The sequence below is a fragment of the Flavobacterium johnsoniae UW101 genome (assembly GCF_000016645.1).
Lineage (GTDB): Bacteria > Bacteroidota > Bacteroidia > Flavobacteriales > Flavobacteriaceae > Flavobacterium > Flavobacterium johnsoniae.
Genome location: NC_009441.1, coordinates 3,885,370 through 3,899,843 on the forward strand (window position 1 = coordinate 3,885,370; position 14,474 = coordinate 3,899,843).

The 14,474-nt window shown below is 32.4% G+C and carries 11 protein-coding genes; all 11 read right to left on the reverse strand.

The features are described from left to right. Positions 1–162: 162 nt before the first annotated feature. Entirely contained in the window at positions 163–1,698 is a 1,536-nt protein-coding gene (locus FJOH_RS16850; RefSeq protein ID WP_012025235.1) for a RagB/SusD family nutrient uptake outer membrane protein, read from the reverse strand. Positions 1,699–1,717: 19 nt separating this feature from the next. After that, positions 1,718–5,104: a SusC/RagA family TonB-linked outer membrane protein gene (locus FJOH_RS16855; protein WP_012025236.1), complete on the reverse strand. Its 3,387-nt coding sequence runs from the start codon at positions 5,102–5,104 to the stop codon at positions 1,718–1,720. Positions 5,105–5,185: 81 nt separating this feature from the next. Further along, the gene (locus FJOH_RS16860; protein ID WP_012025237.1) at positions 5,186–6,112 is read right to left on the reverse strand and encodes a FecR family protein; all 927 of its coding nucleotides are present in this window, start codon (positions 6,110–6,112) and stop codon (positions 5,186–5,188) included. Positions 6,113–6,226: 114 nt separating this feature from the next. Beyond that, positions 6,227–6,784 (reverse strand): RNA polymerase sigma-70 factor, encoded by a 558-nt coding sequence (locus tag FJOH_RS16865; protein WP_012025238.1) that lies wholly within the window; start codon positions 6,782–6,784, stop codon positions 6,227–6,229. Between the two features lie 408 nt (positions 6,785–7,192). Then, positions 7,193–9,028, reverse strand: a complete 1,836-nt coding sequence (locus tag FJOH_RS16870) for a type VI secretion system baseplate subunit TssF (protein WP_012025239.1) — start codon at positions 9,026–9,028, stop codon at positions 7,193–7,195. Further along, a complete protein-coding gene (locus tag FJOH_RS16875) occupies positions 9,025–9,378 on the reverse strand; it encodes a carboxypeptidase-like regulatory domain-containing protein (protein ID WP_123875728.1) in 354 nt (117 codons plus the stop codon). Before FJOH_RS16875 ends, FJOH_RS16870 begins: the two co-directional genes overlap by 4 nt. 143 nt (positions 9,379–9,521) lie before the next feature. Further along, positions 9,522–10,010, reverse strand: a complete 489-nt coding sequence (locus FJOH_RS16880) for a hypothetical protein (RefSeq protein WP_012025240.1) — start codon at positions 10,008–10,010, stop codon at positions 9,522–9,524. A gap of 7 nt (positions 10,011–10,017) precedes the next feature. Then, positions 10,018–10,578: a hypothetical protein gene (locus tag FJOH_RS16885; RefSeq protein ID WP_012025241.1), complete on the reverse strand. Its 561-nt coding sequence runs from the start codon at positions 10,576–10,578 to the stop codon at positions 10,018–10,020. Then, on the reverse strand, positions 10,575–12,227 hold the full coding sequence (locus FJOH_RS16890) for a hypothetical protein (protein ID WP_012025242.1): 1,653 nt from the start codon (positions 12,225–12,227) through the stop codon (positions 10,575–10,577). Before FJOH_RS16890 ends, FJOH_RS16885 begins: the two co-directional genes overlap by 4 nt. 93 nt (positions 12,228–12,320) lie before the next feature. Further along, entirely contained in the window at positions 12,321–12,818 is a 498-nt protein-coding gene (locus tag FJOH_RS16895; protein ID WP_012025243.1) for a hypothetical protein, read from the reverse strand. Between the two features lie 6 nt (positions 12,819–12,824). After that, positions 12,825–14,471: a DUF3289 family protein gene (locus FJOH_RS16900; RefSeq protein WP_012025244.1), complete on the reverse strand. Its 1,647-nt coding sequence runs from the start codon at positions 14,469–14,471 to the stop codon at positions 12,825–12,827. Positions 14,472–14,474 lie beyond the last annotated feature (3 nt).

The following is a 14,474-nucleotide window of genomic DNA, read 5'->3' on the forward strand; positions in this document are numbered from 1 at the left end:
TAGGTAACTTTTAGAAATTAATTCGAAAACATAAACCAGTCCTTTAAAAAGACTGGTTTTTATGATATTAAATGCTGTAATATTTTTTTACTGCCTGCAGACTCCACAACAAGTCTGCAGCGTAAAAAAAAATAAACAACAAACTAAACTACTTTTGCTTAATTACCAGCCTTGGTTTTGAGTCAAAGCGCCTTTGCTTACTGCAATTTCATCTGGCGGTATTGGCCAAACATGGTGAATTGCAGGGTTGAAATTACGTGCCGGATAAATTACACTTCCGTCATAATGGTGCAATGGTTTTGCGTAAGTTTCTTTAGCATCTCCCCATCTCACTAAATCAAAATGACGATCAGTCCACTCACCTGCCAGCTCACATCTTCTTTCTCTTTTTAAATCGGTCATGGTTGCTCCAGAAAGATCTCCAAGACCAGCACGGTGACGAATCATATTGATTTCAGTATCGGCATTTTGTCCTTTCATTAATTTTGCCTCAGCCAGCATTAAAATTACATCGGCATAACGTAAAAGCGGTACGTTTAAAGCTGTTGAAGGTTTATCTCCGTTGGCATTTACATAACGAATATCAATTCCTCCTGAAGTCGTTTTTGGATAACTAAACGGCTCCATGTATTTTTTAAACTGATAACCTGTTCTGTTACTTGAGCTTACAATATGAGCACCTTCGTTAAAAGTTACTTCTTCTCCAAAATAAACAAACTTATCGCCTTTTTGAAGTATTGTAGCGCTTCTTCTTTTATCAGTTGGATCATAGGTATCAAACAATTCTTTTGTTGGATAAAAATTTCCCCAGCCATTGTAAACTCCCCAGCCTTTATCTTCTAAACAAACTCCCGGAAAAATAGAACCCAAAGAGGTATTTTCGGCACTTGATGTTACAGACCAGATATATTCTGTAGACCAGTTGTTTTTAATTTTAAATACATCTTCATAATTATCAAGCAGTTTGTGTTTACCGCTTGCTACAATCATATTGGCATATTTTATAGCATTGTCCCAGTCTTTTGCATACAAATACGTACGAACTAAATAAGCCCATGCGGCAGTTTTATGAGCGCGCCCGTAATTATCTGCCGAAAGTTCATTAAAATAAGGCAGTAAATCAGCTGCTTTAATTAAATCGGCAGCGATATATGCGTAGTTTTCTGCAACGTTTTTAGCACGCGGCACGTAAACGTTTGTTGGGTTTTCTCTGTCCTGAATTGGAATTCCCGCGCGATCGTCTCCATAATGGTAAGCCAATTCTAAATGCATTACTGCATGATTGAAATAAGCTTCGCCCAACATTCCGTTTTTAGTTTTTTCATCTAAAGGAATATTTGGAATGTTACGAATTACGTCGTTGCATCGTTTCATGATTTCGTAGTGAATTCTCCAGATATCTTTGGTATCTGATTCTGCACCATCAACAATAAAGTTTTTAATACGTTCTGCGTTTTGTCTTGGTTTTGTTCCGATGTCATCGCTGGCATTGTTCAGCCAAAAGAAACCGCGGCCGTACATATTATCATCAGAATACAAAGCGTAAATTGAATTTACACCAGCCTTTGCGTCTGCCGGAGTTTTCCAGAAATTCCCGCTCGAAGGTGCTCCCTGCGGTACAACATCAAGTTCGCTTTCGCAAGCCGTTGTGCCGACTAAAAGCGTAAAACTCAATAATAAAAGACTTATTTTTTTCATTGTGTGTTGTTTTTATTTTTTAAAAAGTTGCGTTAACACCTGTCATATAAATACGTGAAAGCGGATATCTGCCTAAATCCATTCCAAAGTTTTTAAGTCCTACTTCAGGATCCATTCCAGAATATTTAGTAATTGTAAATAGGTTTTGTCCAGAAATAAAGAATCTCAATTTTGCTTTTCCGTTTAACCAGCTTTCTTTAATTGTGTACCCAAGAGAAAGATTTTTTAATCTTAAGAAAGATGCATCTTCAATATACAAATCTGAAATACGCCCGAAGTTGTTATTGTTATCTGTTGATGAAAGAACCGGAACATTTGTATCTCTGTTTGTTGGCGACCACGCATCTTTAGAATCAGCTAATAAGTTGTACCCTGGGAAAGAAGCGTTTAAACCTGTATGTTTTACAGCATTGAAAACACTGTTTCCTGCTGCTCCGCTGAAAAAGATATTCATATCGAAACCTTTGTATCTGAAATTAGCATTTAAGCTGTAAGTTGTTTTTGGAAACGGACTTCCTAATACTTTTCTGTCGCTGTTGTTGATTACACCGTCGCCGTTTTCATCTTTAAATTTGATATCTCCCGCTACTGCGTTTGGCTGATATGCCACACCATCTTTGTTTACATACGCTTTTGCTTCTTCATTACTTTGGAATAAACCGTCAGTTTCATATCCGTAGAAAGCACCAACCGGGCTTCCAACCTGATAGATATTAGCTAATGGTAAACTACGAACTCTGCTTAAACCCAGAGGCTCTAATGAATTTAAATCGTCTTTAATAGAAACAATTTTGTTGCTTAAGAATCCGGCATTTGCAGTAACATCATATTTAAATTCTCCGCGGGTTTTCTGGTACGTTAAACTAACCTCAATTCCTCTGTTTTCAACATCTCCAGAGTTAACAATTCTTCCTTGCGGTGTTCCTGAAACTCCCGGTAATTGGTCACGAACCAACATGTCTTTGTTTTTCTTCACATAAGCATCAACAGATCCTACCAAAGTATTATTCAGCATTGTGAAGTCTAAACCGATATTGGTCTGTTCAGAACTTTCCCATTTTAAATTCGGGTTTGATAATTCGCTTTCAGCATAACCATAATTAATTGATGGCACTGCTCCAATTAAAGCCTGAGTCTGCACCAAAGGAACACTAAACTGATAGGGTCCAAGGTTTCCTAAGTTTCCTATTTGTCCCCAGCTTGCACGTAATTTTAAATTGCTTACAATTGGGTTTAGACCTTTCATGAATTCTTCTTCAGAAATTAACCATCCTGCCGAAACTGACGGATATACTTTCCAACGGTTATTTTCTAATAATTTTGAAGTTCCGTCACGACGAACAATTCCTGAGATTAAATATTTTTGATTGAAATCGTAATTAATTCTTCCTACATAAGAAGAAATAATTTCATCTGATCTTCCGGCTGCTGTCTGCTGAATTAATTTTGCATTCAATAAATAACGCTGTGATGGATCTTCGTTATCAAAACCAGTTCCTTCAACAGTATAAAAATCTTTTTTAGTTTCCTGGTATGTATATCCCGCTAAAGCTTTAAGATTATGTTTTCCAAATGATTTTTCATAAGAAATAGTCTGTTCGCTTAATAAATCCGTAACGGTTAAGTTTTTCAATGTCAATCTATTGAAATCAAATATTTTTCCCGGCTCTGTAACTTTTACCGTAAAATCTGTTGCATTATCCTGAATTCTGGTATATCCCCAGTTAGATTTTACTTTTAAGCCCGGAACAATTTCCCATTCAGCATAAGGATTAATCAAAATGGTAGAAATTGGATTTTTATTGTCTAATCTTTTCAAATACGCTACCGGATTGATAACGTCTCCATAAGAACCAATATATTTTTCAGGAACTCCTCCAAATTGTCCTGAACCGTCTTCTCTGTAAATAGTTGCGTTTGGCGGATATAAAATTGCCGCTTGAATTGCTCCTGTATACGAACTTGAAGTATTAGCTGTCTGTCCGTCTGTTAATGAGTACGAAAGATTCTCACCAATTGTAAAATTAGGTGCCAGTTTAAAAGATGAATTCGCTCTAACTGTATAACGCTCTCCATAAGTATTTAGCAAAATCCCTTCATTTTTTCTATAACTTCCAGAAAGAAAGAAATTAGATTTTTCAGTTCTTCCGTTTACAGAAATCGATAAATCGTTTATTTGTCCTGTACGGAAAATTTCATCCATCCAGTTTGTTTTTGTAGTTCTTGCAGTTGGTTCAAATGCGGGATCAAAAGCCGGAATTCTTGGTAATCCTGCGTTATCACGAGCTGTATTCATTGCATCAGCATATTCTGCTGCATTTAAAACCTCCAGTTTTTTTGCTACATTTTGAAAACCTCCCTGAAAATTGACATCAACATTAATTTTGTCTGAGATTCCTTTTTTCGAAGTAATTAAAATTACCCCTCCAGAAGCTCTTGCTCCGTAAATCGCCGCCGATGCCGCATCTTTTAAAACACTTATCGAAGCAATATCATTTGGGTTAATAGTATTTAATGAACCGCTGTAAATAATTCCGTCTAAAACGATTAGCGGAGTTTCAGCATTTAAAGATCCAATACCACGAATATTAATTGTTGGCGATGCAGTTGGGTCACCACCGTCATTAATAACCGTAACACCCGCAACAGTTCCCTGCAATAATTCGGCTGCACTATTGTAAGTTCTGCTAGAAGTTTCTTTCATGGAAACAGAACCTACAGCTCCCAGAACTTCGTTCTTTTTTACACTTCCATACCCCATTACTACAACTTCCTGAAGCTGTTTCATATCGGCTGGTAATTTTACTGTAATAGTGCTTGTCTGGCTTACTTTTACTTCCTGCGTAACATATCCTACATACGAGAAAACTAAATTAGCTTCAGATGCGTTGATTTCCAATTTAAAAGTTCCGTCGAAATCTGTTGTTCCCGCTGCATTAGAACCTTTATCTTTAATTCCAACACCTGGTAAAGGCATATTATCGTCTCCGCCGTAAACGGTTCCAGAAACTATAATTTTGTTTTGATCATCTGCAGAAACTACTTTTTGTGTTTTTTTGATAACGATATTGTTGCTTACAATTTCATATTTAAGCGAAAAATTGCCGCATATTTTGTCTAATGCCTGCTCAAGCGAAACATTAGTAAGTTTTAAACTGATTTTTTGGTTGGTATTAACTTGATTGGATTCGTACATAAAATGTACATTAGCCTGATTTTCAATTTTTTGAAAAACATTCTTTAAACTTTCATTTTCTACTTTTAAAGTTACTTTTTTATCGAAATCAATGTTTTCGGCGTTTATTAATCCGGTAAAAAACAAAGCAATAAATAAGATTACTTTTGCCAACATAGCTTTTTTAATGCTTTGAAACTTTACGACGTACCGCTTTTGTTTTTCATTCATAGTTTTTTAATTTTAGATTTTAGACTTTTAGATTTCAGATTTTCTCACTTTTATTTCTCACTTTTTACTTTTCACAAAAACCTATTGTATTTTATACACACCGCCTTCTACTTTGTATTCAGCATTTACAATATTGCATACCAAAGCCACTACCTGATCTGCAGAGAGTTCTTTGAAATAGGCATTTATTTTGAGTGCGTTTAGGTTCTTGTTTTTAATTTCGATTGCCACATTATAATTCCGGTTTATAGTTGCAATTACCTCTGGTAAAGGTGTTTCTTCAAAAACCATAATGTTTTTACGCCATAATGAAATGGTGTTTACCGGAATATCTTTAAATGCCTGCAGTTTGTTGTTTTTTGATTTAAAAACCACTTTTTGTCCCGGAGTTACATATACATTTTCCTCTGTTACCGTCGATTTTACATTTACTCTTCCGGTTAAAACCGAAACTTCCTGCGTGGTTTGATCAGGATAAGCCTGAACATTAAAACTTGTTCCCAGAACTTTGGTATCCATTTTATCAGTATGAATTATAAAAGGATGTTTTTTGTCTTTGGCTACATCAAAAAAAGCTTCTCCGGTTAAATACACTTCTCTGGTATTGCCTTTAAATTCTTTTGGATATTTTAAAAAGCTTCCTGCATTTAACCATATCTGCGTTCCATCGCTTAAAGTTACTTTTGCGCGTTCGCCTGGTTTTGTTGCATAATGTTTAGTTTCTACAGCTGCTAATGTTGATTGGTAAAAAAACATTGACAACCCTATTAAAGCAATTAAAGAGGCCGCAACGGTCCAGTTTTTATAATCAAGATTAAAAACTCTAATATTGGTTTTCTTGATTTGTTTTAATTCTTTTTTTAGTTTCGAACGATCTGATTGTATCATTTCTATATTCTCCGGAAATTCATTAGTACGATCGTACCATTTATTCCACATTTCTTGTCCTTTTGGAGAATACTTCCCGTCTAAAAAATGTTTTATTTCTTCTTGTAATTTGTCAGGCATTATAATTTCTTTATGTCTTTAATAGTATGTCTTGGAAATTGAAATTTTGGGTAGGCGCATCAGGTTACGCTTGTGTTAAGAAAAATTGACTGGATTAGAGTCCGAGAATTTGTATCAATTAAATTCACCTAAATAAGTCCGCATAAATTTCAATGCATAGGTTATATGATACTTTACTGTTTCGATGGAGACGTTTAGTTCTTCGGCAATTTCTTTATTAGAATAATGTTTGATGCGGCTTAGAATAAAAACCTCTTTTGCTTTTTTGGGAAGTAAGTCTGCAGCTTTGTCAACCGCATCCTGAAGCTCTTCATAGTAAATAGAGTCTTCTGTAGTATTAGTATAAGTTTGAGTAACGGTATTTCTGTCCAGAACTTCCTGTATGTACTGATCTGTAACAGAATGCGATTTTATATAATCTAAAGTTTTGTAACGTACTGAAGTATAAATGTATGCCATAAAACTTTTTTGAATTAGAATTGTCGTACGTCGTTCCCAAATTGTGGTAAAAACTTCCTGAACAATTTCTTCTGATATTGGAACCGATTTCATTCTTGCATAAACAAACCGAACCAGTAAATCTCTATATCGAAAGTACAATTCATCAAATGCTTTGTCTTTACCTTTTTTTAATAATTCGACAAGTTGTTCGTCTGTATATCCTTTATACATAATACTTCACTTTTGAATTATTGATGGGCAAAAAAATAGGGGCTGAAAAACTTGTGCGGAGAGTTTTCTTACGGTGTTTTTTAATTTTAAAGAATGACATATACAACAGTAGTTTGTTTAATAATATGTCTCCAAAATTAGAAATGAGGGTAGGTCAGCAAGGTTACGTTTACATTAATAAAACACCTCTTAAATGAAACATTATATTAACATATCATAATAATTAAAGCGCCAAATAACAGTGCCTTGATTTTTTATTGACAACAAGGAAATAGGGATTTTTTATTATGAAGATAATTCTTGTTTAAATAAAATTGTGACGGCATTTCTTTCGATGAAAAAAATATTGAGAGAGTATATTAAAGAAAATAACAAAAAAAAACGCTTCTCGATTGAGAAGCGTTTTTTTTAATTTACAAATATTCGATAAGGAAACACATTTGAGGATCTGTTTTTGAGCTGTTTCATAAAACTATCGCATAAATAATCCCATTCTGTTTCTGATAAATAATCTTTTTCAACAGGGTTTACCTGCAGATGAATATCTACTGTACGACTGAAACCAGCTTTTACAGATATTTCTTTTCGCGTGCCTTTTTCTATTCTAATGTCTGTTATACAACTTTTGAAATGATTAAATCCAAAAGCTTTTATATCAGCAAATGTTACAATTCGGCCGCGTGTCAGCAAAGCATTTCTGTACGCTAAAATACGGTCTTTGTTATTCTGTTTGTTCATACCGCCAACAGTATTTGTAATCAGCACCGACTCTTTGCTTACAAAAAGCATGTCATCTTTGGCCTCTAAAACTGTTCCTGCTTTTATATCGTTTCCTTCTTCGGCACATGTTGACCAGTAATGTATAGAAAATGATTTTCCTATAGATTCATCAAACTTTGGCTTAATCATTAAATAAGGATCATTATTTTTAGAAAAGCTGCTTTCTCTTGCCTGCTGTTCTACAGAAGCTAAGAGCTGATTGATTTCGACTAAAGAGCTGTTCATAAAATCTTTACCTAAACCAGCAAAAGAAGAACTTTCGTCTTTTAGTAAGTCTAATACATTTTGAAGCAATTCTGATGCGCTTCTTGAATCGAATCTGGAAACTCCGCCTGTTCGTAATACAGCATTTCCTTCTTCAATTACACCATCTTTAAATTCTTTTATCTCATAATGATTATTGAATCCATCGATAACAGTGTCAACATCGAGATAAATATTGTTATCTGTTTCTAATGCAATATAGGATAAGAAGTTACCAAGCGTTTTATTTATAATGTGTTTCTTTTTGTTGATTACCGGAAAGCAATTTGCTGTAAAAGAAACGTTATCTAATATTTGAGGAATCAGCGATTCCGGGAAAATCATTTTTACCCAAATAATAGGATTGTCATTTCCGCTGGTTACAGCTTCAAAATATTTATATTCTTCACTGTATTCATTAATTGCTTTGTGCTTTAAAGAACCTTTCAGGGTATAGAAATTATCAAAATAAAATTCATTTACCTCCTGCATAATTTCACTCAAATGTGTGTAATTACGGTTGATAATATTCTCAATGTCTATATTGTTTACAGGAACATTATAGCCTTCTTCTACTGTAATCTGCACATCATCCTGAAAGCATTTCATTTGCTTTAAATAGTAATGAAACATCTCTTTCTGATGTGTATTTTTAATGTCGATATACAACATTAAATCTTCTATCTCTTCAACTTTCGGATTCGTTAATTCAATTCCTAAGAACACAACACCTGAAGGCAGTGAATGTTTGTAATCTCGTATGGCATCTTTATAAAAAAGATTCGAAATTTCGAACAAATTGCGTTCATAAGCTACATATTTTATTTCTGCCGAAGACAGCTTTACTTCTAACGTTGGCGATAAAGCGATCTCTTTAGTAATTGGTGCTAAAGGATTGTAAATATTATGAATTCTTCGACTTGCCGACATTTGGTTCTGCAATGAAACTTTCATACCATTCTCTATTGGTAAAGCATGTAAAATGGCTCGTGCAGGTTTTACTCCTGCTGTAACTTCAGGAAACATAATTTCCAGAACTCTTTCTACAACTCTTGTTTTAGAGTCTTCGAGTTCGTGGGCTACTTTTTCTAATTCGTAAGACAATGCATTAAGCATCATTGATACAACAGGATCAAATGATGTTTCCATCTCAACATCAGAAAAGCCCCATGATCTAGCCGCTCTTTTTAGCACTCTGTCTTTTATTCGATCTTGTCTCATTTTTTTATTCTTTGCATATACAATGTGTCAGATTCTTTTCTAATAAATCTATACTTTAAATTTTCGCCATGTTGTGAGCGAACTGTAACAATAGTATCTGTTTTATAACCATCACAAATAAAAATTAAGTCTCCTATAGACTCTGAATTATTTTCAATCTTAAAATATCCATTTTCATTACTAAATGTAGATTTGAAATTCTGACTGAAATTTTCCTTAACAAATACTCGGTTTATTGGTTTTCTTGAAGTTTCATCATACACGTATCCACTATAACATTTTTGTAATTTGGTGCAATTTATCAGCATCATTAAAACTGGCAGTAGTATATATTTTTGATTCTGTTTCAATCAGCAACTATTTAATTATTAATTCCCATTCGTCAGCTTTGTATTTTTCTTGTACTTTTCCAATTTTTGGTTCTGATTTTGATTCTTTATAAAATAATTCTTTATAACCTTCACTGTCCGCTTTTAAAAATTTCGTATAAAAGCTACTCCAGAAAAACATTTATAGTATCGAAATTCTCAGAACTATCTTCAAAATCTTTGTTAGAAGGAATACTCTTATAATAAAGATTACAATAATATTCGCCTCTATTCTTTCCTGCGTTAATTTTTGATGCAGTATTTTTAAAATCAAAAAATTTGTATTTCTTATCTCCTTCTGTTTCAATTATGAGAGTATCCGACTTTAAAATTTTAGATTCGATATAATATTTAGTGTCTGAATCTTTAATTCTTTGATATTCTACTTTCTTAGCTTTTCCATCTTTTCCAATTAAGATTATTTGAAAGTTTTTTACCATTTTCGTTTTACTTATATTTCTATAAAAAGAAATATAAATTCTTCCGCCATCTGCAATAAATTCAGATGAATTACAACTCTCATTATGATTATAATCTTTTATATTATAAAAGATATAACGAAATCCAAGAACAATAAGAATTACTCCTAATAAAATTGATAATATTTGTTTCAATCAGCAACTATTTAATTATTAATTCCCATTCGTCAGATTTGTATTTTTCTTGTACTTTTTCAATTTTTGGCTCTGATTTTGATTCTTTATAAAATAATTCTTCATCATAACTTTTAATTACTTTAGATACGGAATCTTTGATTGTAACTTTAAAATTTATTGGAAATCGAACAAATGTATTATTGTAAACTGGCAGGAAAATGCTATTCTTTTCGTTTGGTTTTAATAGTATAGAATCTGTTTTATTATAAAAATCAACAATTTTTAAATTATTTTTTTTTATCTCATCTTTAGTGTATTCAAAATTGATAATTACATACACTTTTTTATTAAACTGATTATTGAACAAAATTGTTTTAAAGTTTTGCACTTGATATTCATTCACCTGCTGAATATCTTCTCTTTTATCCGTCGATGAATTCCAAAGTACTGCTAATAAAACAACATATATAATCACTGTAATGATTACTGTACAAATTGCTATTAAAATCTTTCTTTTAGTCTGCCATTTTTTTAAATAAATGAAAATAATTTCTAACAACAGAATAATCAATAAAGTATAAATCATTGTATTTTAAGTTTTGTTAACCATATCAGACCTAATACGTCCTTTTCTGCAGCAATTGTTCTTTTTAAATCAGCCCCTGCAACAAATTTCCCTGCTTTATCAGTAGTATTATAATATTTCATTAGGTCTATTTCACCATTCTTAGGATAATATTCTCCTGAAGTTTCAGGCATTTCATCCATATGAGTCATTTTACCCCAAAAGGTTTCATCTCCCTTTATAGGCTTAGTATCTTGAGGTAAATAATATGAACTTCCTTTGTGCTGCCATGAGAATGCTGTTCCTGCATAGGCTTGTAAAAATTCATGTCCTAATTCATGAGCAGCTGTTTCTTTAAAATTTGAAACTTCATCATAATACGTATTTGAATCTTTTTCAATATGATAGCGCCATCCGTTGTGAGCATCATTTTTCCAATCATGTTTAATATATCCTGCATTATAAGATAATCTTTGTATTACACCTAAATCTGGAAGAGCATTTAACAAATCATCATCTAAATTACCATCATCATAGCTTGCTCCAGGATTACCTGACCGCATCCATCCTCCATTAGTATTATACACCAACGGTAGAGAATTTAGAGCATTTTTAGTAGTATCAATTGGTTTTATAAATACTTCATAAGAATCAATAATATTTACATTATTACCAACAATATTATTTTTATTTCTTCCCCAATATCTTTCCAGACCTTCAAAAGCAAGTTTTTTTAATTCTTCAAAAGATTTTGTTCTAGTCTTTAAAACCGGTTGTGCAGGATTTAATTCCGAAGCCGGTATTTTATCCCAATCGCAAATAGTTGTTTTATACCCTTTAAGAGGATCAGTTCCTGTAGTCGGGGTAAACGTTTCATAACTTGACTCCTCAGGTAAATTATAAGTATAACAATTCAAACCTTTTGTACCACCATCCCTTAAATCTACTCTTAAGGTTATATCAATTCGTTTCTTGCTTCTATCAATTTTTACGTCAGTCCATTGTACTTGAGTATAATTAGTAGAAAAATCTATTGTCAAACTTTTTTGCTTATCACCTTTGGTAGCCGTAATTCTAGCCTTTAACTTCTTATTATTGAATTTGGTGCTGTCATAAACATCATTATTATCAAAACCATCCCAATGAATAACATATTCACCTTCTTTAGTGTAATCACCTGGTGAAGATGCAAATTCATTATAAATTTTTTGAAAATCCCAAATTTTAGATAAAATTGGTTCTTGTGTTGATTTGGGTATATTTGAAAAGATTTTAGGAAGTTCAGAAGCTTTTACTATAATCGTTTGTAAGTAGGTCATTTGATAAATAATTTCATCATTTTCACCTATTATTTGAAAATTTAAAGAATCAATTGATGTCTTCTTTAAACCAAATTTAAAGCAGAAATAAGGATTTTCTGCATTATTCTTAAAATCTAAAATACCCAAAGGAACAACTGACTTTGTTTTTTTATCTAATTCAAATGTAATATCAAAATCATCATTTTTTCTTTGAGGGATATCTTTCGGATCTCCGTACTTAATTCCTGTGTCACTCGTCTCGGTTACAGCCTGACCAGAATTATATACAATATTACCTTCAGAATAAATATTGTGATCACCTCCGGTAGTTTTTGTTATAGTACCTCTAACTAATCTTATTCTGCTCATAATGGATCTGTCTGTAATTTTAATTCAATTAATTTAATATTTACTTTGGGGAGATTTAATTATTTTAAAAGTGATTAAAACTCATGGACGATTTTACTTTTTATCATTCTTACAATTGTATAAAATAGTATCTTTTAAATTTCTTTGCATATCAAAATACGAAATTTTGGCTGTCCAATCTTTGTCATTTCCGCATTTATCAATCGTAATTTCTCCAATACCATTTTTTGAATAGTAATCTTGTAAAACCTGACTTGTTAGTCCACCTGGATCATCTGCATTTTCAATGAAATAGGATGTAGAATTATTTTTCTCGTAAAGAAAAACAGTAAATGAATAAGCATCTTTGTTTATAGCAGCATCTTTCAAATTTTGATTTTTATATTTAATAAGCATATCTAGTATTTCTTTATCTCCATGAGGAGCATTCTCTACTAAAATGCTTTTATAAATAAATTTTTCTCCTTCGCGATCTCCTCTGTCAAAAAAACCTTCTCCGCTGTGTTTTTCTAAATTTACAAACGTAACTTTCTTCTCATGGCAAGAAGATAAAAATGCTGTTATGATTATTAAAAAAAATAGTTTTTTCATTCTTTTTTAAAATTTTGGCCCCCTCATCATTTTTGCTCGTTCTTCCTCTGCCCATTTTTGTGCTTTTGCACGTTCTTCAGATTTTCTTTTGTCTGTTCTTTCTTTTTTACCTTCTTTAATATTACCTGAAAATGTTCTTTCGAAAGTCATTTTAGTGATAAAAGGCTTGTATCCTCTTAAATGCTGTAAAACAAACCATGTTACAAAAGTTTCTCCAACACTTGGTATAATATTAAAAACTTTTTCCATATCGGGTAAATCAAGTCCAAAATGATCCCATAGAGTTACTTGATATTTTCCTGTATAGTTGTCTTTATCAAATTTTAATTCTTGTAAAAGTACTTCTGCAGCCCAAATATCATTTAAAGCAATAGTTAAACCACCTGTTACATTACTTAAATTGTCATAAGAATACATTGGTTTAGTAAAATACTCTTTATTCTTCGTTTTTCGATTTCTCGTTATGGTTTCAGGACTTCCGAAATAAGGTTTAGCATCTTCTGCTTTTTTCAAATCTGCCACATTTTGCTTTAACTGTTCTGCAATATAATCCTCAACATTCATACAATATTTTTTTGTATTCGGATTATCACTTACATATTTAGTTAATATTCTATCTTCATAAACACCACCTTCATTTTTTTTGAATTTAGCAATCATACGCTCAATATTTCCTTGTAACTCGCCAGAAGCAAAATATAAAGTTGCTGTCTGCTCAAAATCCCAAAACAAACTCTCTGTAGAAAGTTTATCAAATAATCGTACATCTAAACCTGTTGAAATTTCCGGAATTAATTTCTTTATAATTGGAATGTTAACTTTGTAACTAGTCTTATAGCATTCCTCTTTGCTGTATTTGGCTTTATTTTCGACATTGTCCTGATGTGAAAAAGAGGCATGCTTTTGATTATCAAAACCTCCCTCTTCATACTCTTTTTTAAATTTTTCAAGGACATCCTTAGAATATACTTCTCCAATATGCTTTACACCTTTTCCGTAGGTCATATCGTCAGCAATCTTTGAGCCATCACTGTTTAATCCAGGCATTTTGTAGCGGTCAATGACTATGGAACCTACTTCCAGATAATTTTTCCTGTCTGCTGGATATTGAACATTTTCACTTTTATAACTGCAGCGAAAATAAAGTTCTAAACATTTATCCTGTTCTTCAGCAATTAATGATCCTAAACCTGTTAAGTTTATTTCTTGTACTATTTTATTATCTGTTACTTTGGCAACAAGAACTTGTTTTTTTGATTTTGTATTAATTAATTTAATCGCATCATCTTTATCTTTCCTGCCATCTTTATTTGGACCTTCTTCTTTTTCATGATTGTCTTCATCAAACAAGGATAAAAATACTGCATTACCATTAGGGATTTCTTTAGTTTTTAAATGAAAAAAAACTGTCATACCTGGTACTGCTCTTTTTATTTTTTTCTGTCCTTCTCTATCCAAAGCCCACCAGCCGTCAACGAAATGTAATTTTGAAACAGGTGGAGAACTTTTAGGTTCTCCGTAAGTAATCCCTGCATCACTTGTTTCGGTAACAACTTTACCAGAATTATACACAATATTACCATCAGAATATATATTGTGATCGCCGCCTGTAGTTTTTGTTATAGTACCTCCAACTAATCTAACCCTGCTCATACA